23 protein-coding genes are annotated in these 22154 nt (G+C 68.4%); 6 read left to right on the plus strand and 17 right to left on the minus strand.

What is annotated here, in order from left to right; translation table 11 throughout:
- Positions 1–133: 133 nt before the first annotated feature.
- From AX750_RS22720 to AX750_RS22755, 8 genes are all read right to left on the minus strand, one after another.
- Entirely contained in the window at positions 134–1372 is a 1239-nt protein-coding gene (locus AX750_RS22720; protein WP_066719109.1) for a TIGR03862 family flavoprotein, read from the minus strand.
- Between the two features lie 162 nt (positions 1373–1534).
- Complete coding sequence (gene phoB, locus AX750_RS22725) at positions 1535–2233, minus strand: phosphate regulon transcriptional regulator PhoB (RefSeq protein WP_066719107.1); 699 nt, start codon at positions 2231–2233, stop codon at positions 1535–1537.
- Between the two features lie 158 nt (positions 2234–2391).
- On the minus strand, positions 2392–3111 hold the full coding sequence (gene phoU / locus AX750_RS22730; RefSeq protein WP_066719116.1) for a phosphate signaling complex protein PhoU: 720 nt from the start codon (positions 3109–3111) through the stop codon (positions 2392–2394).
- Between the two features lie 43 nt (positions 3112–3154).
- The gene (gene pstB / locus AX750_RS22735) at positions 3155–3955 is read right to left on the minus strand and encodes a phosphate ABC transporter ATP-binding protein PstB (protein ID WP_066719105.1); all 801 of its coding nucleotides are present in this window, start codon (positions 3953–3955) and stop codon (positions 3155–3157) included.
- 48 nt (positions 3956–4003) lie between these two features.
- On the minus strand, positions 4004–4894 hold the full coding sequence (gene pstA / locus AX750_RS22740; RefSeq protein WP_082732952.1) for a phosphate ABC transporter permease PstA: 891 nt from the start codon (positions 4892–4894) through the stop codon (positions 4004–4006).
- A gap of 12 nt (positions 4895–4906) precedes the next feature.
- Positions 4907–5878: a phosphate ABC transporter permease subunit PstC gene (gene pstC / locus AX750_RS22745; RefSeq protein WP_066719103.1), complete on the minus strand. Its 972-nt coding sequence runs from the start codon at positions 5876–5878 to the stop codon at positions 4907–4909.
- 159 nt (positions 5879–6037) lie between these two features.
- On the minus strand, positions 6038–7063 hold the full coding sequence (gene pstS / locus AX750_RS22750) for a phosphate ABC transporter substrate-binding protein PstS (RefSeq protein ID WP_066719101.1): 1026 nt from the start codon (positions 7061–7063) through the stop codon (positions 6038–6040).
- A 121-nt stretch (positions 7064–7184) separates the two neighbouring features.
- A complete protein-coding gene (locus tag AX750_RS22755; protein WP_066719098.1) occupies positions 7185–8243 on the minus strand; it encodes an ATP-binding protein in 1059 nt (352 codons plus the stop codon).
- A gap of 134 nt (positions 8244–8377) precedes the next feature.
- On the opposite strand from AX750_RS22755, the gene ppk2 reads away from it, so the two are divergent.
- Together ppk2 and AX750_RS22765 are read left to right on the plus strand one after the other, a co-directional pair.
- Positions 8378–9352, plus strand: coding sequence for a polyphosphate kinase 2 (ppk2, locus tag AX750_RS22760; RefSeq protein ID WP_066719097.1), 975 nt, complete (start codon positions 8378–8380; stop codon positions 9350–9352).
- Positions 9353–9451: 99 nt separating this feature from the next.
- A complete protein-coding gene (locus AX750_RS22765; RefSeq protein WP_066719095.1) occupies positions 9452–10201 on the plus strand; it encodes an SDR family NAD(P)-dependent oxidoreductase in 750 nt (249 codons plus the stop codon).
- A 30-nt stretch (positions 10202–10231) separates the two neighbouring features.
- Here AX750_RS22765 and AX750_RS22770 read toward each other — a convergent pair whose 3' ends face one another.
- The 8 genes from AX750_RS22770 to AX750_RS22805 form a co-directional block, all read right to left on the minus strand.
- On the minus strand, positions 10232–11512 hold the full coding sequence (locus AX750_RS22770) for a TRAP transporter large permease (RefSeq protein WP_066719092.1): 1281 nt from the start codon (positions 11510–11512) through the stop codon (positions 10232–10234).
- Positions 11513–11514: 2 nt separating this feature from the next.
- Positions 11515–12012 (minus strand): TRAP transporter small permease, encoded by a 498-nt coding sequence (locus tag AX750_RS22775; RefSeq protein ID WP_066719111.1) that lies wholly within the window; start codon positions 12010–12012, stop codon positions 11515–11517.
- A gap of 163 nt (positions 12013–12175) precedes the next feature.
- A complete protein-coding gene (locus tag AX750_RS22780) occupies positions 12176–13171 on the minus strand; it encodes a sialic acid TRAP transporter substrate-binding protein SiaP (RefSeq protein ID WP_067254974.1) in 996 nt (331 codons plus the stop codon).
- Between the two features lie 218 nt (positions 13172–13389).
- Complete coding sequence (locus AX750_RS22785; RefSeq protein ID WP_067254977.1) at positions 13390–14067, minus strand: GntR family transcriptional regulator; 678 nt, start codon at positions 14065–14067, stop codon at positions 13390–13392.
- An 11-nt stretch (positions 14068–14078) separates the two neighbouring features.
- Positions 14079–14975 (minus strand): dihydrodipicolinate synthase family protein, encoded by an 897-nt coding sequence (locus AX750_RS22790; protein ID WP_067254980.1) that lies wholly within the window; start codon positions 14973–14975, stop codon positions 14079–14081.
- A gap of 92 nt (positions 14976–15067) precedes the next feature.
- Positions 15068–15886: a carbohydrate ABC transporter permease gene (locus AX750_RS22795; protein WP_067254983.1), complete on the minus strand. Its 819-nt coding sequence runs from the start codon at positions 15884–15886 to the stop codon at positions 15068–15070.
- Positions 15887–15998: 112 nt separating this feature from the next.
- Positions 15999–16934: a sugar ABC transporter permease gene (locus AX750_RS22800; RefSeq protein WP_067254988.1), complete on the minus strand. Its 936-nt coding sequence runs from the start codon at positions 16932–16934 to the stop codon at positions 15999–16001.
- 191 nt (positions 16935–17125) lie between these two features.
- Positions 17126–18478 (minus strand): sugar ABC transporter substrate-binding protein, encoded by a 1353-nt coding sequence (locus AX750_RS22805; protein WP_067254992.1) that lies wholly within the window; start codon positions 18476–18478, stop codon positions 17126–17128.
- A 182-nt stretch (positions 18479–18660) separates the two neighbouring features.
- On the opposite strand from AX750_RS22805, the gene AX750_RS22810 reads away from it, so the two are divergent.
- Genes AX750_RS22810 through AX750_RS22820 form a run of 3 tightly spaced genes read left to right on the plus strand, consistent with a single transcriptional unit; the run spans position 18661 to position 21018 of the window.
- The gene (locus AX750_RS22810) at positions 18661–19686 is read left to right on the plus strand and encodes an aldo/keto reductase (protein ID WP_067254995.1); all 1026 of its coding nucleotides are present in this window, start codon (positions 18661–18663) and stop codon (positions 19684–19686) included.
- Positions 19683–20531 carry an amidohydrolase family protein gene (locus tag AX750_RS22815; RefSeq protein WP_067254998.1) on the plus strand — a complete coding sequence of 283 codons (849 nt, stop codon included), beginning with the start codon at positions 19683–19685 and terminating at the stop codon, positions 20529–20531. The genes AX750_RS22810 and AX750_RS22815 overlap by 4 nt, the downstream gene beginning before the upstream one ends.
- Before the next feature lie 31 nt (positions 20532–20562).
- A complete protein-coding gene (locus AX750_RS22820; RefSeq protein WP_067255002.1) occupies positions 20563–21018 on the plus strand; it encodes an RbsD/FucU domain-containing protein in 456 nt (151 codons plus the stop codon).
- 182 nt (positions 21019–21200) lie between these two features.
- Here AX750_RS22820 and AX750_RS22825 read toward each other — a convergent pair whose 3' ends face one another.
- On the minus strand, positions 21201–21464 hold the full coding sequence (locus AX750_RS22825; protein ID WP_067255006.1) for a hypothetical protein: 264 nt from the start codon (positions 21462–21464) through the stop codon (positions 21201–21203).
- A gap of 194 nt (positions 21465–21658) precedes the next feature.
- Between AX750_RS22825 and AX750_RS22830 the strand changes: the two genes are divergently transcribed.
- Entirely contained in the window at positions 21659–21892 is a 234-nt protein-coding gene (locus AX750_RS22830) for a hypothetical protein (protein ID WP_067255009.1), read from the plus strand.
- Positions 21893–22154: the final 262 nt, after the last annotated feature.

Consider the following 22154-nt stretch of genomic DNA (forward strand, 5'->3'; position numbering starts at 1 on the left):
GAACCCCTCTCCTGTAAGGAGAGGGGCAGGGGTGAGGTGTCGGCCCCTGGACCAGCCGAGTGCTGACCCAACCGCTGCGCCGGTCAGGTCTCACGCCACCTTCAAACGGCCGACCCCTCACCCTGCCCTCTCCCTATGGGACAGGGTTCTCCGTCGAGGTTCCCCGCGCGAGCCACGCCACCATCCCCGCCGCCGCCGCGACGCCGGTCGCGAAGCAGCCCTGCAGGAGGTAACCGCCGGTCGGCGCCTCCCAGTCCAGCATCTCGCCGGCGACGAAGACGCCCGGCAGGCGCCGCAGCATGAAGCCCCCGTCGATCTCGCCGGCCGCGATGCCGCCGGCGCTGGAGATCGCCCGGTCGAGCGGCATCGTCCCGGTCAGGCGCACAGACGCGGATTTGATCGCCGCCGCGAGCGCCGCGGGACTCTCGTCGAGCCTGCCGCCGACGCTGTCGCGCAGCACCGCCACCGCCGCCGGCGACAGCCCTGCCGCCTTGCGCAGATGGTTGCTGAGCGTCTCACCGGGCCGACGCTTGCCGAGCTTCTCGGTCAGACGGGCGAGGTCGAGATCGGGCCGCAGGTCGATCTCGAGCAGCGCCGAACCGTCGCGCGCGATCGCCTCGCGCAGCGACCCCGACAGCGCATAGATCGCGCCGCCCTCGAGTCCATGCGCGTCGATCATCGCCTCTCCAACAATTTCTTTGCCGGCAAAGCGAAGCGTGATCCGTTTCAGCGGCGCGCCGGCGAAGCGCTCGCGCAGCGTGTCGGACCAGGCCACGGCGAAGCCGCCATTGGCGGGCCGCAGCGGCGAAATGGCAACGCCCTTGCCGGCCAGCAGCGGCACCCAGCCACCGTCCGAGCCGAGCCGCGGCCAGCTCGCCCCGCCCAGCGCAAGCAGCGTCGCATCGGCGGCGACCGTCACCTCGCCGGCCGCCGTGGCGAAGGTCAGCGCGCCCTCGTCGTTCCAGCCGGTCCAGCGCCGGCCGGCTTCGAGCCGCACCCCGAGCCCGTCGAGCCGGCGCAGCCAGGCGCGCAACAGCGGCGACGCCTTCATCGCCTTCGGGAAGACGCGCCCGCTGGTGCCGATGAAGCTCTCCGCGCCGAGCTCGTCGGCCCAATCGCGCAGCGCCTGCGGTGGAAACGCCTGGATGGCGGGTTCGAGCCAGTCCCGCGCCGCGCCGTAATGCGGCAGGAAGCTCTCCAGCGGCTCGGAATGGGTGAGGTTGAGCCCGCCGCGCCCGGCGAGCAGGAATTTGCGCGCCGGCGACGGCATCCGCTCATGGATCGTCACGCGGTGGCCGGCCTGGGCCAGCCGCTCGGCCGCGATCAGCCCGGCCGGGCCGGCGCCGATGATGGCGATGTCTTTGATCTGCATCGGGCCGGCTTGCGCCGTCGGGCGTCGCGGGTCAAGCGATCAGGCGCATGCCGGAGCGACCTCGTCATTCTCGGGCTCGACCCGAGAATCTATGGCCGGCACGGCAGGGGAGCCTCGGCGTCACGAGATGCTCGGGTCTGCGCCCGACCATGACGGTTTCCCTCACGCCCGCGCGAAGGTCTCGTCGAAGGCGTAGCCCGCGCCACGGACGGTGCGCAGCGGATCCTTGGCGTCGCCCGGCGTGATCGCCTTGCGCAGCCGCCCGACATGGACGTCGACCGTGCGCTCGTCGATGTAGACGTCGCGGCCCCAGACGGCGTCGAGCAGCTGGGCGCGCGAATAGACCCGGCCCGGCGCCTGCATCAGGAATTCCAGCAGCCGGAACTCGGTCGGCCCCAGATGCAGCTCTTCGCCGGCCCGGCGCACGCGGCGCGTCGTGCGGTCGAGTTCGAGATCGCCGGCGACCAGCAGCCCCGCGACATGGCCGGGCTTCGCCCGGCGCAGCAGCGCCTGGATGCGCGCGATCAGCTCCGGCAGGGAGAACGGCTTGACGACATAGTCGTCGGCCCCGGTGGCGAGGCCGCGCACGCGCTCGGTTTCTTCGCCGCGGGCGGTCAGCATGATGATCGGCACGCGCTCGGTGTCGCGCCGCGCCCGCAGCCGCCGGCACAGTTCGATGCCGGAGAGACCGGGCAGCATCCAGTCGAGCAGCACGAGATCGGGCGTGTTGTCTCGCAGATGCAGCTCGGCGTCGTCCCCCCGCGCCACGCTGTCGACTGCGAAGCCCTCGGCCTCGAGGTTGTAGCGCAGCAGCAGGGTGAGGGGTTCCTCGTCCTCGACGATCAGGATGCGGGCGGCCATGGCACGGTTCCGTTCTTGGCGTTTGTGCCGAAACGCATCGTCATGCTCGCCCTTGTGGCGAGCATCCACGTCTTGAACGCGGCGTGGGTCCGGCGAAGACGTGGATGGTCGGAACAGGCCCGACCCTGACGGCGAAGGCTCCGGCGCAGTCGGTGTTGTCAGCTCCCTGTCACGGCCTCGACCGTGATGTCGGTGGTCTCGAGCTTGGGACGGTTGATGTCGAGCGATTCGCCGGTGACGAGATAGTGGATCGTCTCGGCGATGTTGGTGGTGTGGTCGCCGATGCGCTCGACGTTCTTGGCGCAGAACAGGAGATGCGTGCAGAAGGTGATGTTGCGCGGATCTTCCATCATATAGGTCAACAGCTCGCGGAACAGCGAGGTGTAGAGCGCGTCGATCTCGCCGTCGCGATGCCAGACCTCGAGCGCCTTCTGCTCGTTGCTGGTGGCGTAGGCGTCGAGGACGTCCTTGAGCTGCGCCTGCACCAGCCGGCTCATATGCTCCAGCCCGACGACGGCGCGGTGCGGCGGCGAGAACTGGCCGGAGATCGCGACCGCGCGCTTGGCGATGTTCTTGGCGAGGTCGCCGACGCGCTCGATGTCCGAGGCGATGCGGATCGCCGAGATCAGCTCGCGCAAATCGTTGGCGAGCGGCTGGCGCCGGGCGATCGTCAGCACGGCGCGCTCCTCGACGTCGCGCTGCAGGTTGTCGAGCCGCTGGTCGGCGGAGATCACCTTCTGGGCCAGCGTCGTGTCGCGGCGCACCAGCGCGACCGTGGAATCGCCGAGCATGCGCTCGGACATGCCGCCCATCTCGGCGAGGCTGCGGCGCAGCGACTCCAGTTCGGCGTCGTAGGAGCGGACGATATGTTCGGTCATCGCGGCGTTGTCCTTTGGATGCGGAGCGGAAGCGGCGGCCAAATCAGCCGAAGCGGCCGGTGACGTAGTCCTGCGTCTGCTTCTTGCTCGGGTTCATGAAGATCGTGTTGGTCGCGGCGAACTCGATCACCTCGCCCAGATACATGAAGGCGGTGTACTGCGAGATGCGCGCCGCCTGCTGCATGTTGTGGGTGACGATGACGATCGTGAAGTCGGCCTTCAGCTGCTCCAGCAGATCCTCGATCTTGCCGGTCGAGATCGGGTCCAGCGCCGAGGTCGGCTCGTCGAACAGGATGACCTCCGGCTTCTGCGCGATGGTGCGCGCGATGCAGAGGCGCTGCTGCTGGCCGCCCGAAAGGCCCATGCCGGAGGTCTTGAGCTTGTCCTTGACCTCGTCCCAGAGCGCGGCCCGGCGCAGCGCGCCCTCGACGCGGTCGTCGAGCTCCGACTTCGGCGGCTTCTCGTAGAGGCGGATGCCGAAGGCGACATTGTCGTAGATCGACATCGGGAAGGGCGTCGGCTTCTGGAAGACCATGCCGATGCGCGAGCGCAGCTCGTTGACGTCGACGTCGTTGGAGATGACGTTGCGGCCGTCGAGCATGACCTCGCCGGTCGCGCGCTGCTCGGGATAGAGCGAATAGATCCGGTTGAAGATGCGCAGCAGCGTGGACTTGCCGCAGCCCGAGGGGCCGATTAGGGCCGTGACATGCCGGTCGCGAAAGTCGAGATTGATGTTCTTCAGCGCCTTGTGCTCGCCATAGTAGAAATCGAGGTTCTTCACCGCGATCCGGACGGGCGCGTCGGCGTCGAGCGACTGCGGGCTGAGTTCGAGGGTCGAAAGCATCGACGGGTTCCTTCGGATCTGACGCGACGGAGATAGGTTAGGCGGGTCTCACTTGCCGCCGCGCACGATGCGGCGGGCGACGAGCGAGAGCAGCAGGATCGACAGGGTGATGATCAGCGAACCGGCCCAGGCGAGCTGCTGCCAGTTCTCGTAAGGCGCGGAGGCGAACTGGTAGATCGTCACCGGCAGGTTCGACACGCCGCCCATCAGGTCCGACGAGAACCAGAAATTGTTGTTCAGCGCGGTGAAGATCAGCGGTGCGGTCTCGCCTGCGATGCGGGCGAGCGCCAGCAGGATACCGGTGACCATGCCGGCCTTCGCGGCCTTCCAGGTGATCGAGGTGATCACCACGGAAGGCGGCGCGCCCAGCGCAGCCCCGGCCTCGCGCAGCGGGCCTGGCACCAGGCGCAGCATGTCCTCGGTGGTGCGCACGATCACGGGGATCGCGATGATGCCGAGCGCGACGCCGCCGGCCCAGCCGGAATAGCCGCCGACCGGCTCGACCAGAATGACATAGACGAACAGGCCGATCAGGATCGAGGGCGCCGAGAGTAGGATGTCGTTGATGAAGCGGATCAGGTCGGCCAGCTTCGAGCCCTTGCCGTATTCCGCCAGATAGGTGCCCGCCAGCACGCCGATCGGCGTCGCCACGGCGATGCCGAGGAAGGTCAGCACAATCGAGCCGACCATGGCGTTGGCGAGGCCGCCGCCCTGCGATCCGGGGCCAGGGGTGATCTGCGTGAAGGTGGCGACGGAGAGCCCGCCGATGCCCTTCACGATCAGCATGCCGAGGATCCAGAACAGCACGAAGATGGCGAGGAAGGTGAAGCCGGCGGAGATGACCCGCATCGCCTTGTCGGCGGTGCGGCGGCTCTGCCGGACGCGGCCCCAGGCGGCGTAAGGGGCGGCGGGAGCGGTGGAGGAGGTCGTCAGGCTCATGATCGGGCTCGCTCAGAAGGTCTTGACCCGCGACACCAGGATGCGCGCGACGACCAGGACGACGAAGGTGACGAAGAACAGGATGCAGCCGAGCGCGATCAGCGCGTTCATCTGCAGGCCCAGCGCCTCGTTGAACTCGTTGGCGATGCGCGAGGCGATGGTCGAGCCCGGATCCATGATCGAGGCCGAGAGGCGGTTGGCATTGCCGACCACGAAGGTCACCGCCATCGTTTCGCCGAGCGCGCGGCCGAGACCCAGCATGATCGCACCGATGATCGAGACGCCGGCCTGCGGCACCAGCACATGGCGCACGACCTCCCAGGTCGTCGCCCCGATGCCATAGGCGCTCTCGCGCAGCACGGAGGGGATCTGATCGAGCATGTCCCGCACGATCGAGGCGATGAAGGGGATGATCATGAAGGCGAGGATGATGCCCGCCGTCAGGATGCCCAGTCCGGAGGGCGAGCGCGAATACAGGATTGTCCCGACGATCGGCATCCCCTCGACGATGTTCGAGAGCGGGACCTGCACATAGGCCGCGAAGAGCGGCACGAAGACGAACAGGCCCCACATGCCGTAGATGATCGAGGGCACGGCGGCGAGCAGCTCGATCGTGGTCGAGACTGGCTGCTTGAACCAGGGCGGGGCAAGCTGGGTGAGGTAGACGGCGATGCCGAGCGAGAGCGGCACGCCGATCAGCAGCGCGATCAGCGCCGTCGAGAGCGTACCGACGATGGCCGGCCAGGCGCCATAGACATCGGCCTGGGTGTCCCATTGCGAGCCGGTGATGAAGCTCAGCCCGAACGCCTTGAAGGCCGGCCAGCCGCCGATGACCATCGACAGCATGATGCCGGCCAGCAGCAACAGCACGAACAGGGCCGAGATCAGGCTGGCATTGCGGAAGACGATGTCGAAGGTGCCCTTCGGCGTCTTTCGCTGCGGCCGCGCGGCCGGAATGCTCAGAGTGTCGGTCACGGCGGTCATCCGTGGAACTCCGGTCGTGGCGGAACGAGGATGCGAGGCGGAAGGCGAAGGCTCTCGGGAGGGCCCTCAGCCGGAACAGCGGTTCCGCCGCTGCTCGGGATGGAGGCCTGATGAGGAAGACGAGGCGGAACCGGGTTCCGCCTCGCCCTCAGTCGGTGATCAGAAGATCGGCTTGCCCGACGGGTCGGTCACGCCCTTCCAGGCGGCGCGGACCTGATCCTTGACGTTGGCCGGGAGCGGCACGTAGTCGAGGTCCAGCGCCATCTGGTCGCCGTTCTTGAAGGCCCAGTCGACGAACTTCAGCGCGGCCTGCACCTCTTCCGGCTTCTCCGGCTTGGCGTGGACGAGCAGGAAGGTCGCGGCCGTGATCGGCCAGGCCTCGGCGCCCTTCTGGTTGTTCAGCGAGATGCCGAAGCCGGGAGCCTCGTTCCAGTTGGCGTTCGCGGCCGCGGCCTGGAACGACTTGTCGTCCGGCGCCGGGAAGTTGCCCTCGGCGTTCTGGATCAGCGCGTAGCTGAGCTTGTTCTGCTTGGCGTAGGCATATTCGACATAGCCGATCGAGTTGGCGACCTGCTTGACCGAGGCCGAGACGCCCTCATTGCCCTTGCCGCCGATGCCGACGGCCCACTGCACCGAGGTGTTGGCGCCGACCTTGGACTTCCACTCCGGCGAGACCTTGGAGAGATAGTCGGTGAACACGAAGGTCGTGCCCGAACCGTCCGAGCGATAGACGGGATTGATGTTGGCGTCGGGCAGCTTCAGGCCGGCGTTGAGGGCGACGATCTTGGGATCGTTCCACTTCTTCACGGTGCCCATGTAGATTTCGGCGATGATCGGGCCGGTCAGCTTGAGCTGGCGGGCGTCGATGCCGGCGATGTTGATCGCGGGGACGACACCGCCCATCACGGTCGGGAACTGGATGAGGCCGTCCTTGGCCAGATCCTCGCCCTTGAGGGGAGCGTCGGTGGCGCCGAAGGCGACCGTCTTGGCCTTGATCTGGCGGATGCCGCCACCGGAGCCGATCGACTGGTAGTTGAGACCGATATTGGTCTCCTTCTTATAGGCCTCGGCCCATTTCGAGTAGATCGGGAAGGGGAAGGTCGCGCCGGCGCCGGTGATGTCGGCGGCCTGGGCGACGCCCGACAGACCGATGGTCGCGGCCGCGAGAATGAGAAGTTTGCGCATGAGATGTCCTCTCTGGGTCGCAGGTTCAGCGAGCCGTTCAGAACACCCTCTGCATGACAGCTTCATGACACTTCGTCACGCATGCTGTCATGAAGGCGTCACGCAGCGTTAAGAAACGCCCTCAAGGCTTGCGCGCCGAAGCCCCGAAACGTGGCAAAACAGCCCTGAACGTCGCACCCTCACCGAGCGCGCTCTCGATCGTCAGCCGCCCGCGATGGCGCAGCACGATGTGCTTGACGATGGCGAGGCCGAGCCCCGTGCCGCCGGCCTCGCGGCTCGCCGCGGTATCGACCCGGTAGAAGCGCTCCGTCAGCCGCGGCAGATGCTCCGGTGCGATGCCCGGCCCATCGTCGCGCACGCCGACGCTGACCTCGAGCGGCCCGTCGACGACGTCGATCACGACCTCTCCGCCGCTCTTGCCGTACTTGATCGCGTTCTCGACGAGGTTTTCCATCAGCCGCAGCAGCTCGTCGCGGTCGCCCGGTACGTTTACCGGCTCGGTCGGCGCCCGCAGCGTCAGCGTCACCTCGCGCTCGCGTGCCATCAGCGTCAGCGAATCCACGATCTCGCGCGAGATGCCGGTCAGATCGACCGGCGTCTCCGGCGCCAGATGGGCGCGCAGTTCGATCCGCGAAAGCGAGAGCAGGTCGTCCACCAGCCGCGCCATGCGCAGCCCCTGCTCGCGCATGATCGCCAGGAAACGGTCGCGCGCGCCGGCATCGTTGCGCGCCGGGCCCTGCAGCGTCTCGACGAAGCCGAGCAGCGAGGCCAGCGGCGTGCGCAGCTCGTGGCTGGCATTGGCGACGAAGTCGACCCGCATCCGCTCGGTGACGCGCTGCTCGCTGAGGTCCTCGAAGGTCAGCAGCACCGGTCGCCGGACACCCTCGCTGCCCAGCGCAGCGATATGGATGCGGAAGGTGCGCTCCACCGGCACGCGCTCGATCAGCTCGATCACCTGCCGTCCCCCCTGCCGCGAGACGCCTTCGATCGCCTCGATCAGGTCCGGATCGCGCATCACCAGTGTCAGCAGCCGTCCCTTTTCCAGCGCCGGGATCAGGGCGCGCATCGCCGGGCTCAGCGCCTGGGCCACCCCCTGCGCATCCAGCAGCAGCGCAGCCGACCCCATCGCTTCGACGAGCGCCTGCGTCGTGGCGGCTAGGGGATCGACGGCACCGGGCATGGGAAACCTCGACACGGACGGCACCGGAGGAAGCGGCGCAGGCGGGCGCCCCTTCCTGATGGCCGGCGCGGCGCCCGTCAATTCCCTTCGCCGCTGAGGCCCGCTAGGCTGGGCGCATTGCCGAGGAGGCTCCGATGGCCAAGACCCTGTCAGCGCGCACCAAGAAATCCGCGATCCGCCTGGTTTCCGACAGCGGCGAGGGCCCGGCTCCAGCCACCACGGGCAGGACACCGAAGACGAAGACGCCCCGCAAGCCCCTCGGTCCGCAGGGCTTCGACATCGAGGCCGAGACGCTGCCCGAGGCGATCACGGACGCCGCCTTCCGCAGCGGCGAATACCCCTACGGCAAACGCATGAAGCGCAAGCGCTACGAGCGCGAGCTGGAGCCGCTGCAGATCGAGCTGCAGAAGCTCGCGACCTGGGTGCGCGAGCGCAAGGAGCGCGTCGTCATCGTTTTCGAGGGTCGCGACGGCGCCGGCAAGGGCGGAACGATCGGCCGCTTCACCCAGCACCTCAACCCGCGTCAGGCCCGCGTCGTCGCCCTGTCCAAGCCCTCCGACAGCGAGGCCGGGCAATGGTATTTCCAGCGCTATGCGGCGCAGATGCCGACGGCCGGCGAGATCGTCTTCTTCGACCGCTCCTGGTACAACCGCGCCGGCGTCGAGCGCGTGATGGGCTTCTGCACGCCGGAGCAGACCGACACGCTCCTGCACGAGGCGCCGGCCTTCGAGGGCATGCTGGTGCGCGACGGCATCCGGCTCATCAAGCTCTTCATCACCATCGGCCCCGAGATGCAGATGCTGCGGCTGCATGCGCGCTGGCACGACCCGCTCAAGCGCTGGAAACTCTCGCCGATCGACTTCGAGGCGATCCCGCGCTTCGCCGCCTATTCGGAAGCCTTCGATGAGATGCTCCGGCGCAGCTCGACCGACCGGGCGCCCTGGCATGTCATCCGCGGCAACGACAAACTGCGGGCCCGGCTCAACGCCATCCGCCACGTCCTGCTCTCGATCCCGTATGATGGGCGCGACGAGGCCGCGATCGGCGAACTCGACCGCAAGATCGTCCTCGACGTGAAGCACTACCTGCATGAGGGCGGCGAGGTCTGAGCCGCCGCCCTCTCTCCACCCCTCCGCGCCGCCGCACCGCCCCGGTTCCGCCGGGCGCGCGGGCCGCGCTCCGCCCCCGCCCCCACCGGAAGACCGACCATGACGAAGACCATCCTGATCTCCGGCGCCACCGCCGGCTTCGGCGCCGCGACCGCGCGCCGCTTCATCGCTGCCGGCTGGCGCGTCATCGGCACCGGCCGCCGGGCCGACCGGCTCGACACGCTGAAGGCCGAGCTCGGCGAGCGCTTCCACGGCGCGGCCTTCGACATCACCGACGAGGCGGCGATGACGGCGGCGCTCGCGGCCCTGCCGGCCGACTTCGCGAAGATCGACGTGCTCCTGAACAATGCCGGCCTCGCGCTCGGCACCAAGCCCGCGCCGCAGACCAAGCTCTCGGACTGGAAGACGATGATCGGCACCAACGTCACCGGGCTGGTGACGCTGACCCATCACCTCCTGCCCGGGCTGATCGAGCGGCGCGGCGCCATCGTCAACATCGCCTCCGTGGCCTCGAACTGGCCCTATGCCGGCGGCAACGTCTATGGCGGCACCAAGGCCTTCGTGCGCCAATTCTCGCTCGGCCTGCGCTCGGACCTGCAGGGCACCGGCGTGCGCGTCACCTCGATCGAGCCCGGCCTCTGCGAGAGCGAGTTCACGCTGGTCCGCAACGGCGGCGACAAGGCCGCCTATGACGCGCTCTATGGCGGGACCGATCCGCTGCAGCCGCAGGACATCGCCGACACGGTCTTCTGGGTCGCGACGCTCCCCGCCCATGTCAACATCAACAGCCTCGAGATCATGCCGGTAAGCCAGTCCTTCGCCGGCTTCCAGATTCACCGCAAGGCTTGAGCCCGGCGGGGACGCTGGGGCTTCGCGGCCTCAGCGCCCCATCACCAGATTGGGCAGCCAGGTCGTCAGCGGCGGCCAGAGCGTGATCGCGACGAGTACCGCCAGCAGCGGCATCAGCCAGGGCACGATCGCCCGCGACATCGACTCGAAGCTGATATTGGCGACCTTCGCCGTGACGAAGAGAACGACGCCGACCGGCGGCGTGATCGTCCCGATCATCAGGTTGAGCACGAAGATCAGCCCGAACTGGATCGGGTCGATCCCGAACTGCGCCGCCGCCGGCGTGAGGATCGGGATCAGGATCAGCATGGCGGCGAGCGCCTCCATGAAGCAGCCGACGAACAGCAGCAGCAGGTTGACGATCAGCAGGAAGACCAGCGGATTGCCGGCGAGATCGACCAGCATCGGCCCGACCACCTGCGGGATGCGCGAGATCGACAGGCACCAGCCGAGCGCCGCCGCCGTCATCACCAGCGCGAGCACGACGCCGGTGGTCTCGACCGTCTGCACGACGAGTTCCGGCAGATCGTCGAGATCGAAGCTGCGATAGACGAAGAGCCCGAGCACCAGCGCATAGGCCGTGGCGACCGCAGCCGCCTCGGTGGGCGTGAAGATGCCGGCCATCATCCCGCCGAACAGGATTACCGGCGTCATCAGCGCCCAATGCGCTTCCTTGTAGGCGACCCAGAGCTGCGCCGCGCCGGGGAAGGGATGGCGCGGCAGGTCGCGCTTCCTGGCGACATGCACCACCATCGCCATCAGCAGCCCGGCCATCAGCAGGCCGGGAATGACGCCGGCCAGGAACAGCCCGCCGATCGAGACATCCGCCGAGACGCCATAGATCACCATCGGCAGCGAGGGCGGGATGATCGGGCCGATCGTGGCGGAGGCCGCCGTGATCGCGGCCGCCGTCTCGGCGTCGTAGCCCTCGTCCTTCATCGCCTTGATCTCGAGCGTGCCGACGCCACCGGCATCCGCCACGGCCGAGCCCGACATGCCGGCGAAGATGACGCTGGCGAGGATGTTGGCATGGCAGAGGCCGCCGCGCAGCCAGCCGACACAGGCGGTGGCGAAGGCGAAGATCCGGTCGGTGATGCCGGCCGAGTTCATGATGTTGCCCATCAGGATGAACAGCGGCGCCGCCAGCAGCGGGAAGGAATTGGCCGATTGCGCGATCTTCTGCGGCACGATGCCGAGCGGGAAGCCGCCGAGAAAGGCGAAAGCGATCGCGGCGAGCCCCATCGAGACGAAGAGCGGCACGCCGATCAAAAGCGCGGCGAACCAGACGGGCAGGATCTGGACCATCAGCATCGTCACAGCGGCTGGCTCCCCGGCTCGGCCGCGACATGCCGACGCCCCGCCACGACATCGCCGATCTCGGCCAGCGCCTGCAGGATCAGCGCGAGCCCGGCCAGCGGCATGACGATGTAGAGCGCCGCGCCCGAGATCGGCAGCGCGATCGACTCGACATCCCAGTTGCGCTCGATCAGCGCGAAGGAATAGCGGATCAGCACCGCCGCGAAGACGATGATCGCGGCCTGCGTCACGATCTCCAGCACCCGTCCCGCCCCGGCCGGCAGCTTCTCGGCGAAGACGGTGATGCGGATATGCGAGCGCCGCCGCGCCGCGATGATCCAGCCGACGAAGCCGGTCCAGACCAGCAGGTACTGCGCGAGCTCGTCGGTCCAGGCCAGCGGCGCGTTGAGCTGCCGCGACAGGACGCCGAGCAGCACCGCGACCAGCAGCGCCAGAAGCAGCGCCACGGCAGCGGCCCGCACGACGCGGTCGGAGAGGTGGAGGAGGGATTTCATGGTGGCGTTGGCCCGCTGCAAGCGATCCTTCTCCCCTCGGGGGAGAAGGTGGCCCGGCGGAGCCGGGTCGGATGAGGGACGGACGGACGAGGGCGGCGGCAGCCGTCCCTCATCCGTCTGCTTCGCAGACACCTTTCTCCCCCGAGGGGAGAAGGAAAAGCGCTCACAGCGCCGCCAGCGCGTCCCAGGTGCCCTTGCCCCATTTGCTCTCGAACTGCTTGGGCAGGCTCGCCAGCACCGGCTTCGAGAAGCTCTCGAGGTCGGGCTCGGTGACGGTCATGCCGGCGGCCTTCAGCGTCGCGACGAGGCTGCCCTCCTGGCTGGCGAGTTCGGCGTCCTGCCAGGCGACGCCCTCGGCGATGGCCGCCTCCAGCAGGCTGCGGTCGGCGTCCTTCAGCCCCTTCCAGAAGTCGCCGTTCACGATGACCAGCCGCGGCGTGATGATGTGGCCGGTCAGGATCAGGTGCTTCTGCACCTCCTGCAGCTTGGCGCTGTGGATCGTCGGCAGCGGGTTCTCCTGCCCGTCGACCGCGCCCTGGCTCAGCGCCAGGTAGAGTTCGTTGAAGTTCACCGGCGTCGCCTTGGCGCCCCAGGCCTCGACCATGGCGCGGAAGGTGTCGACCGGCGGCACGCGCAGCTTGAGGCCGGCGACATCGGCTGCGCTCTTCACCGCCTTCGAGCCCGTGGTGAGGTGGCGCTTGCCGTAATAGGTCACGGCGGCCATGCGCATGCCGCGCTTCTTCTCCAGCTCCGCATTCATCTGCGCGAAGACCGGGGCCTTGGCGACCTTCGCCATATGGGCGGCGTCGCGCCAGAGATAGGGCGCCTCGACCACCGAGAGCTGCGGCAGGAAGGAGCCGAGCGCGGCCGCCCCGTCGGTCGTCATGGTCAGCGCGCCAGAGGCGACCGACTCCATCATGTCCTTGCCGGAGCCGAGCTGGCCGGCCGGAAAGGCCTGGATGTCGATGCGCCCGGAGCTCTTCTCCTTCACCTGCTTGGCGATGCGCTCGACCATCTGCACCTGCGGATGGGTCGTGGGCAGCATCTCGCCCCAGCGCAGCACGGTCGCCTGTGCGCGCGGGATGCTCGGCATGGCGATGGCGCCGCCCGCCAGGGCGGCGGAACCGGCGAGGAAGTCGCGTTTCGTCAACGTCGTCATGATGGTCTCCTCCCAATGCGGCCGGTTTTCCGGCTCGATGTGATGTCCCGGCCTTCAAAGAACCGGCTGTTCGTGAAATCCAAAACGCCGTCATCCTGGGCGGCCGCAGGCCGACCGGGATCCATCGTGGGGCGCACGGCCCTATGATGGATCCCGGAACGGCGCTGCTTCGCAGCTTGTCCAGGATGACGGGGCGGTTCTGCCGCGAACGTCCTTCCTCAGTAACTCATCGCCCGCGTGCGGGCGTTGCCGATATGGATGCCCATCTCCTCCGCGGCGCGGATCGGGTCGCGGGCCTCGATGGCGGTGATGATCTTCAGGTGGTCGCGCATGACCGGCACCAGGATGTGGTTCTGGATGCGCGTCTCGTATTGCCGGATCAGCCGGATCTTCAGCCAGGTGACGCGGAAGGCCTTGGAGACGATGTCGTTGTCGAGATGGTCGATGATCGCCTCGTGCATCAGCCGGTCGACATCCTCGGCATCCTCGATCAGTTGCGGGTCGCCGCCGGCCTCGGCCCGCGCGATGATCGCCTCGTGCCGGGCGCGCTGCTGCGCGATCTCCTCGTCGGTGGCGTTGACCGCATAGAGCGCCGTCGCCTCCTTCTCGAGGAAGAGCCGGAACTGGAAGGCGTTGCGGATCAGGTTGAGGTCGACATGGGCGACCTGCATGCCCCGCTGCGGCACCGTCTTGATCAGCCCTTCCGCCTCCAGCCGCGGGATCAGCTCGCGGATGGCGCCGAGCGGCAGGCCGGTCAGCGCCACCAGCTCGCGCTGGGTCACGAACTGCCCGGGCTTGATCTCGCGCGCCAGCAGCCGCTCGGTGAAGGAGGCATAGGCGCGCTCCCTCAGCTTCAGCGGCTCGCCCTCGCGCGGATCCTGCTCGGACTGGTTCAAGACATCCTCCTTCAGGCCGCCTTGGCCTGCGTGATCCGGTCATAGGCCGCGAACAGCCGCTGGCGCGTTGCCTCGTCCAGCGCCTCCAGCGGCGGACGCATCGCGCCATAGCCGGCATCGCCGTGCAAGTGGCCGACCAGCGCCTTCACCGCCGCCAGAACGGGATGTGAGCAGATCTCGTCGACCAGAGCATTCACGACGGAAGAGTCCTTGCCCTCATAGACGATGGGGCGCAGCAGATGCGGCACGAGATTGGCGACGCCGCAGATCGAGCCCTGGGCGCCGTTGCGCACCGCCTTCGCCAGCAGGCGCTCGTCCCCGACGAGGATGGCGAGTTCGCCATGCGCCTTCAGATAGGCCTCGGTGTTGGCATAGTCGCCCGACGAATCCTTCACGCCGGTGACCACGCCGGGAAAAGCCTTCTTCAGCCGGTCGATCAGCCCGACACTCAGGCCCACCGCCGTCACCGAGGGGATGTGGTAGAGGATGACGTTGCGCACGGAGGGGCCGAGCTTCTCGAACAGCTGCGAGAACCAGCGATAGAGTCCCTCGTCGCTGACGCCCTTGAAGTAGAAGGGCGGCGCGACCAGCAGCCCCTTGGCGCCGGCATCGAGCGCGAGGCGTCCCTGCTCGACCGACTCGTTCAGCGAGGCCGCCGCGACGCCGGCATAGATCTGCGTCGCCGGATCGATGCCCGCTCCCAGCAGCGCGCCCATCATCGCGCCCCGCGCCGGCAGGCCGAGCGCCGCGCCCTCGCCCGTCGTGCCGAACAGCGTGACGCTGTCGCAGCCCTGCGCGAGGACATGGCGGGCATGGTGCACGAGCCGCGGCAGGTCGACGCTGCCGCCCTCCCGCATGGGGGTGGTGATGGCGCAGGAGAGGCCGAAGCGGTTGGGATCGATGGACATGGAGAACCGTCTTTCAGAGCGAGAGATCAAGGGGTGTGTTGGCGGAACGTCGGGGGCGGCCCCTGCGCCCGCCGTCATGGGGATTGCGCGCGTCAGCCATCCTTGAGCCCTCCGGCCGAGAGCCCGGCGACGATCTGGCGCTGCGCCAGCACGGTCACGAGCAGCACCGGCAGCGTCACCAGGAGCGCGGCCGCGGCCAGCGGCCCCCAGGAAATCTGCTCGAAGGTCAGCGAGTTGTAGACCGCCGAGGGCAGCGTGCGGCTGTTCTTGCCGCCGAGCACGACCGAGAAGATGAAGTTGTTCCACGAGAAGATGAAGGCGAGGATGCCGCCTACCGTGACCCCCGGCATCGCCAGCGGCAGCGCGACATGGCGGAAGGCCTGCCAGGTCGAGGCGCCGTCGATCCGCGCCGCATCCTCCAGTTCAATCGGCACGTTCTCGAAATAGCCGATCATGATCCAGACGATGATCGGGATGGTGATGACGAGATGGGTGATGACGAGCGCCGTGATCGTCCCCACCAGCCCGGTCATCTGGAACAGCAGGAACAGCGGGATCAGATAGGACAGGGCCGGCGTCATGCGCGCGACCAGGATCAGGATCGCGAACTTCGTCGCCTTGCCGCGCGCGATGCCGTAGCCGGCCGGCACGCCGACCGCGAGCCCGGTCAGCACCGCCCCGCCCGTGACCAGGATCGAGTTCCACAGATAGAGCGCGAAATTGTTCTGCGCGAAGACGTCGATGTAGTTCTTCAACGTCGGCGGATCGGGAATGAAGACCGGCGGGAAGGCGGTGTTGTCGAGCTCGTTCTTGAACGAGAGCGAGATCATCCAGAGGAACACCAACACCGCCGGCGAGACCAGCACGAAGACGGAGGCGTAGAAGCCGAACTTCTTGGCGAGGCGGGTCATCGTGCAGCCCTCTCCGTCATTGCGAGGAGGCACAGCCGACGAAGCAATCCAGGGGCAGCATGCAATCCGTGTGAATTGCTTCGCTGCGCTCGCAATGACGGATGCAAACCCATCACGCGTTCCACTTCGACTTCTGCCGCGCATAGAGCAGCAGCAGCGAGAGCATGATGATGATGACGAAGAAGATCACCACCACGGCCGAGGCGTAGCCGATCTTGTAGAACTGGAACGCCTGCAGGTAGAGGAAGATGTTCAGCGTCTCCGACGCCGTGCCCGGCCCGCCCTGGGTGATCACGAAGATCGTGTCGAAGGCCTTCAGCGCGTCGATCGTGCGGATCACGATCGCCACCATGATGAAGGGCCAGACCAGCGGCAGCGTGATGTGGCGGAACATGTGCCAGTCATTGGCGCCGTCGATCAGCGCGGATTCGTAAGGCTCTCGCGGCAGACCGGCGAGCCCGCCGAGCACGATCAGCATGACCAGTGGCGTCCAGTGCCAGACCTCGACGAGGATCAGCGTCGGGATCACCGTATCGGGCGAATAGACCCAGGCCTGCGGCCCGATGCCGACCAGCGAGAGCAGATAGTTCAGCACGCCGAGCTGGGGATGGAACATCATCGTCCAGACCAGCGCCACCGCCACCGGCGTCGCCATCATCGGCATCACGAAGACGGTGCGCAGCAGGCCCCGGAACGGGAATTCGCGGTGGAACACCAGTGCCGCCGCCGTGCCGAAGACGATCGGCAGCACCACGGCCAGCGTCGTGAAATAGAAGGTGTGCCCCATCGACTCGAGGAAGCGGGCGTCGCGGAACAGCTCGACGAAGTTCTGCAGGCCGACGAATTCCGGCCCGCCGCCGATCTTCCAGTCATGGCCGGACATGTAGAGCGTGAACAGCCAGGGGAAGACGATCACCGTCCCGACGACGAGCACGGCCGGCGCCGCGAACAGCCAGTAGCGCGGCGTGAAATCGGCCGAATGGACGAAGGGCGCGGGCTGTGCGGGTGCCACGGCCGTCGGCGATGGGAGTGATGTGGTGATTGTCATTCGGTCATCGACGATCTGTTGCAGGCTCGGCGCTTATTCCCTTCTCCCCTCGGGGGAGAAGGTGGCATGGCGAAGCCATGACGGATGAGGGCAGTGCCGACGTAACCGGCGTCGACACGGCAGCATCATCCGTCCCTCATCCGACCCGGCTTCGCCGGGCCACCTTCTCCCTCGAGGGGAGAAGGGTAAGCTCAGCCCTGCTCGCTCTTGGCGAGCACGGGCGCGAAGGCGTCCGTCGCCTTCTTCAGCTCGGCGGCGACATCCGACCCGCCGATCATGTTGGTCAGCGCCACGCCGAAGACGTCGCGGAACTCGGTGACCGGCACGATCTGCGGCAGCGCCGCCCGGGCGATCTTCGCCGAGGCCAGCAGGCAGTCGAAATACTGCTTGCCGAATTTCGACGCCTGGATCGTCGCGGTGTCGAGATAGGCCGAGGAGCGCGCCGGCGCGCCGGCGCCGGCCTTGAGCATGGCGAGCTGCTGGGCCTTGTTGGTCATGTGCTGGATGTAGAGCCAGGCGGCCTGCTTCTTCTGCGAGCCGCGCGAGATGCCGATGCCGTCGCCGAACATGCCGGCATGATGCGCCTTCGGCCCCGGCGGCGTCACGCCATAGCCGACCTTGCCGACGATGCGGGACTTGGACGGATCCTCCAGCGGCGTGGCGAAGCCGATGCCGTCGAGCCACATCGCGGCGCGGCCCTGCATGAAGGTGGTCTGGCACTCGTTCCAGTTGAAGCCGACGGAGCCGACCGGGCCGGTCTCCTTGTTGAGCTTGCGGTAGAGTTCCGCCGCCCAGATCGCCTCCGGCGTATCGGTCTGCAGCTTGCCGTCCGCCGAGGTCGCCTCCATGCCCTGGCCGAGCATCAGGCAGGACCAGACCGGGACATTGGCGTTCTTGAGCCCGCGCGAGACGAAGCCGGCGACGCCCTTGGCGGGATCGTGCAGCTTCTGCGCCGCGGTGAACATCTCCTCCATCGTCTTGGGGAAGGCGACACCCTTCGCGTCGAAGAGCTCCTTGTTGTAGTAGACCATCCAGTAATCGACGAAGAAGGGCAGCGTATCGAGCGCCCCGTCGGCCTGCCGCGCGTAGGCGACCGGACCGGCGCCGAAATCCTCGAACGCGAAGTCCGGCGAGGTCAGCGAGGCGTCCTTGATATAGGGGTTCAGATCCTCGAACCACTTGCCCTTGGCGGCCATGCGCTTCTGCACATGCAGCGAGATGCCGCTGACGTCGAAGCTCGGCTTGCCCGAGGCGAACTCGATCACGGCCTTCTGGCGCTGCTGCTGCTCCGGCACCTGCTCGGAGGAAACCTTGATGCCGGTGAGCTCGGTGAACTCCTTCTCGGCCGCCTGGAACAGGTCCGAGCGCGGGTTCTTCACCAGCAGCACGTCGATCGTCGTGCCCGAGAAGCGCTTCCAGTTGAAGGCCGCCTGGGCGCGCGCCTCGCGCAGCACCATCGGCGCGCCGATCGCGCCGGTGGCGGCGAGGGCAGCGGTGCCGCGCAGCAGCGCGCGGCGGCTCGGCTTGATCGGGGTCTGGCTCATCTTGCGTCCTCCCAGGACTTCTCGCGCATCGCCCGTTTCGGGCTGTTCTGCGGCGCCGGCGCGGGACCTCGTCCCTGATCGCCGGCCACCATCTTGCGCCGGACGCTAATCAAGATCGAAGACGGTTGCAAGCTAACATGTCGGCGTGCACATACTCTGCACAACGAGAACGGAAACGCCCGATGCCGCCCGCCTCTGCCCTCGCGCCGCGCCCGCTCGGCCGCTGCCGCCTGCCCGTCTCGACGCTCGGTTTCGGCGGCGCGCCGCTGGGCGATCTGTACGCCCATCTCGACGAGGCGACCGCCGTCGCGACCGTCGAGGCCGCGATCGCCGGGGGCGTCACCCTGTTCGACACCTCCCCGCTCTACGGCCATGGCCTGTCCGAACACCGCATCGGCGCGGCGCTGCGGCGGGTGCCGCGCGAGGGGCTCGTGCTCTCCACCAAGGTCGGCCGCGTCGCCGAGCCCTTCGCCGGACGCGGCGACGGCTCGGGCTATCGCGGCGGCCTGCCGCATGGATTGCGCTTCGACTATTCTTACGATGGCGCGATGCGCTCGCTCGAACAATCGGCCCTGCGGCTGGGCGTCGACCGCATCGACATCGTCCTGATCCACGACGTCGATGTCTGGACCCATGGCGCGGCGCTGATCGAGCAGCGCTTCGGCGAAGCCATGAACGGGGCCTATCGCGCGCTGGAGCGACTGCGGGCGGCCGGCGCCGTCAAGGCGATCGGCGTCGGCGTCAACGAGGCGGAGATGTGCGAGCGCTTCGCCCGCACTGGGGACTTCGACACCATGCTGCTCGCCGGCCGCTACTCGCTGCTGGAGCAGCCGGCCCTCGCCTCCTTCATGCCGCTCGCGCTGGAGAAGGGCATCGGCCTGATGCTCGGCGGGGTCTTCAACTCCGGCATCCTCGCCACCGGCCCGGTCCCCGGCGCGCGCTACAACTACAACCCCGCCCCGCCCGAAATCCTCGCCCGGGTCGCCGCGATCGAGGCCGTCTGCGCCCGCCATGGCGTGCCGCTGCGCCGCGCCGCGCTGCAGTTCCCGCTCGGCCACAAGGCGGTGGCGAGCCTCGTCATGGGCGCGGTCGCGTCCGCCGAAGTCGCCGATCAGATCGCCGAACTCGCCCAGCCCGTCCCGGCCGCGCTCTGGGCGGAGCTGAAGGCGGAGGGCCTGCTCGCCGCCGATGTGCCGGTGCCCCAATGAGTCCGCTCCGCATCGACGCCCACCAGCATCTCTGGCAGATCGCGCGCGGCGATTATGGATGGCTGACGCCCGCGCTCGGGCCGATCCACCGCGACTTCACGCCCGACGATCTCGCCCCCCTGCTCGCCCGCCACGGCATCGACCGCACCATCCTCGTCCAGGCCGCGCCGACCGAGGCCGAGACGCGCTTCCTGCTCGACATCGCCGCGCGCGCGGCCTTCGTCGCCGGCGTCGTCGGCTGGACGGATCTCGAGGCGCCCGACGCTCCCGCCCGCATCGCCGCGCTGGCGGCCGACCCGCTGCTGGTGGGCTTGCGCCCGATGGCGCAGGACATCCCCGACCTCGGCTTTCTCGCGCGACCCTCTCTCGCCTCGGCCCTGGCCGCGATGGTCGCCCACGGCCTCGTGTTCGATGCCCTGATCAAGGCGGAGCATATCCCCGCCACCCTCGCTCTGCTCGCCCGCGAGCCCCGGCTCACCGTCGTCATCGACCATGGCGCCAAGCCCGATCTCGTCACCGGCGACCTCGCCGCCTGGCGCGAGGGGATCGCCGCGCTCGCCGCCCATCCCCAAACCGTCTGCAAGCTCTCAGGCCTCGTCACCGAGGCCGGGCCGGACTGGAGCCTCGCCACGCTGCAGCCGGTCGTCGACCATCTGCTGATGACCTTCGGCCCGCAGCGACTGATCTTCGGCAGCGACTGGCCGGTGGTGACGCTGCGCGCGCCTTACGAGCGCTGGTTCGACGCCGCGCAGACGCTGCTCGACGGCTGCAGCGAGGACGAGCGCGCCGCGATCTTCGGCAGCACCGCGCAGCGCGTCTACCTCGCCCGGCGGGGTCGGCTGTGACCCGCCTTTCGCCTGTCAGGACGACCCCGCCATGCTGAAGACCCTCGACCCCGTCCTCTCCGCCGATCTGCTCTGGATCCTCGCCGCTATGGGCCATGGCGACGATCTCGCCCTGGTCGATGCCAACCACCCGGCCGAGACGATCGCCGCCGCGACCACCAGCGGCCGGCTCGTGCGCCTGCCGGGATTGACCATGGAGCGGGCGGCGCGGGCCATCCTCTCCGTGCTGCCGATCGACGATTTCGAACCCGAACCGCTGCGCCGCATGCTGGTCGTCGGCGACGCCGCCGCGGTTCCCGCCGTGCAGGAAGCGGTGCAGCGCGAGATCGACGCCGCGCTCGGGCGGCCGGCGCCGCTCGCCGGCATCGAGCGCTTCGCCTTCTACGAGGCGGCGCGGCGCGCCTTCGCCGTGGTCCAGGTCGGCGACCCCCGCCCCTATGGCTGCTTCCTGCTGCGCAAGGGCGTCATCGCCGGCGAGCCGGGGTAGGGTTCAGAACCTCCGCCGTCATTCCGGGGCGACCGCAAAGCGGCGAGCCCGGAACCCATGCACACCGGACCACCAAGATGAGGCGGAAACCGCGCCGGCTGCTGCGTGCAACTCCGGGTTCATGGGTTCCGGGCTCTTCGCTGCGCGAAGCCCCGGAATGACGGAGAGGTTCTTTCGCGAACCTAGCCCTCCCCCTTCGCCACCGCCTGGCGCAGGCGAGCCAGCGCCTCGGCCGCGCCGGCGGCGAGGGTCATATCCTTCGATTCGGCGTCCTTCGCCAGCAGCTCGGTCAGCGCCGCGACCGTGATCTCTTCCTTCGCCGCGGTCAGCTTCAGCACCGCATTCGACAGGATGTTCGGCCAGAATGCGGCGGCGCCCTTGGCCAGCCCCTTGGCCTTGCGCCCCTCGAATTCGCGGGCGAGCTGTTCGGGCGTCTTCTTGGCCATGGTCTTCGAACCTGTTGCGGAATGTCGCCGCTGCCTATCACGGAAGGGCGCCGCGCGGCGAATGCGGCCTTTGTTCCCTGCCCTGCCCGCGCATCGGGGCGGCGACAATCGCATTTGCCTGCGGCGGCGCGGCGGGGCAGGAGCGCGCCCATGCGAGCCCGCCGCGCGGGCACCCCCCTCAGGACGTATCCCCCATGCCCCGCCTTCCGCACGCCCTCGCGGCCGCCCTTGCCGGCCTGCTGCTCCTGCCCGCCCCGGCCACGGCCCGGATCACCGACCGCGACCTCAGCTGCGCCGAGTGGCTGAAATCCGGCGCCCGCGGCACGAGCGAATACCCCGCCGCGACCCAGGCCAGGATCCGCGCCTTCTGCGCCGCCAACCCGACCATGAAGGCGATCGACGCCGAGATGACGATGACCCGGGACTGAGGGGGTCCCGCGCGTCATGCTCGGGCTCGACCCGAGCATCTCGGGACGAGAGAGCGCCGGAATCGCGACGCAGACCCCTCCCCCTTGTGGGGAGGGGAAGGGGTGGGGGTCGTGCCGCCTGGTGAGCGTTCGCCGGACTGGCATGGATGGTGCACCCAGCCTGTCCAGGGCGCGCTCAGCTTTCCGACCCCCACCCCTGCCCCTCCCCAGGTCGTGTCCCTGCTGGTGGTGTAGCTTCGCAGAGCCACCGCGTGCCGGCTTT

The organism is Methylobacterium sp. CCH7-A2, from assembly GCF_001557075.1.
In the GTDB taxonomy this organism is placed as follows: domain Bacteria; phylum Pseudomonadota; class Alphaproteobacteria; order Rhizobiales; family Beijerinckiaceae; genus Allobosea; species Allobosea massiliensis.

Coding starts and splice junctions, on each gene's coding strand:
- AX750_RS22720 (WP_066719109.1), bottom strand. CDS start 1,372: ATGCAGATCAAAGACATCGCCATCATCGGCGCCGGCCCGGCCGGGCTG.
- phoB (WP_066719107.1), bottom strand. CDS start 2,233: ATGGCCGCCCGCATCCTGATCGTCGAGGACGAGGAACCCCTCACCCTG.
- phoU (WP_066719116.1), bottom strand. CDS start 3,111: ATGACCGAACATATCGTCCGCTCCTACGACGCCGAACTGGAGTCGCTG.
- pstB (WP_066719105.1), bottom strand. CDS start 3,955: ATGCTTTCGACCCTCGAACTCAGCCCGCAGTCGCTCGACGCCGACGCG.
- pstA (WP_082732952.1), bottom strand. CDS start 4,894: ATGAGCCTGACGACCTCCTCCACCGCTCCCGCCGCCCCTTACGCCGCC.
- pstC (WP_066719103.1), bottom strand. CDS start 5,878: ATGACCGCCGTGACCGACACTCTGAGCATTCCGGCCGCGCGGCCGCAG.
- pstS (WP_066719101.1), bottom strand. CDS start 7,063: ATGCGCAAACTTCTCATTCTCGCGGCCGCGACCATCGGTCTGTCGGGC.
- AX750_RS22755 (WP_066719098.1), bottom strand. CDS start 8,243: ATGCCCGGTGCCGTCGATCCCCTAGCCGCCACGACGCAGGCGCTCGTC.
- ppk2 (WP_066719097.1), top strand. CDS start 8,378: ATGGCCAAGACCCTGTCAGCGCGCACCAAGAAATCCGCGATCCGCCTG.
- AX750_RS22765 (WP_066719095.1), top strand. CDS start 9,452: ATGACGAAGACCATCCTGATCTCCGGCGCCACCGCCGGCTTCGGCGCC.
- AX750_RS22770 (WP_066719092.1), bottom strand. CDS start 11,512: ATGCTGATGGTCCAGATCCTGCCCGTCTGGTTCGCCGCGCTTTTGATC.
- AX750_RS22775 (WP_066719111.1), bottom strand. CDS start 12,012: ATGAAATCCCTCCTCCACCTCTCCGACCGCGTCGTGCGGGCCGCTGCC.
- AX750_RS22780 (WP_067254974.1), bottom strand. CDS start 13,171: ATGACGACGTTGACGAAACGCGACTTCCTCGCCGGTTCCGCCGCCCTG.
- AX750_RS22790 (WP_067254980.1), bottom strand. CDS start 14,975: ATGTCCATCGATCCCAACCGCTTCGGCCTCTCCTGCGCCATCACCACC.
- AX750_RS22795 (WP_067254983.1), bottom strand. CDS start 15,886: ATGACCCGCCTCGCCAAGAAGTTCGGCTTCTACGCCTCCGTCTTCGTG.
- AX750_RS22800 (WP_067254988.1), bottom strand. CDS start 16,934: ATGACAATCACCACATCACTCCCATCGCCGACGGCCGTGGCACCCGCA.
- AX750_RS22805 (WP_067254992.1), bottom strand. CDS start 18,478: ATGAGCCAGACCCCGATCAAGCCGAGCCGCCGCGCGCTGCTGCGCGGC.
- AX750_RS22810 (WP_067254995.1), top strand. CDS start 18,661: ATGCCGCCCGCCTCTGCCCTCGCGCCGCGCCCGCTCGGCCGCTGCCGC.
- AX750_RS22815 (WP_067254998.1), top strand. CDS start 19,683: ATGAGTCCGCTCCGCATCGACGCCCACCAGCATCTCTGGCAGATCGCG.
- AX750_RS22820 (WP_067255002.1), top strand. CDS start 20,563: ATGCTGAAGACCCTCGACCCCGTCCTCTCCGCCGATCTGCTCTGGATC.
- AX750_RS22825 (WP_067255006.1), bottom strand. CDS start 21,464: ATGGCCAAGAAGACGCCCGAACAGCTCGCCCGCGAATTCGAGGGGCGC.
- AX750_RS22830 (WP_067255009.1), top strand. CDS start 21,659: ATGCCCCGCCTTCCGCACGCCCTCGCGGCCGCCCTTGCCGGCCTGCTG.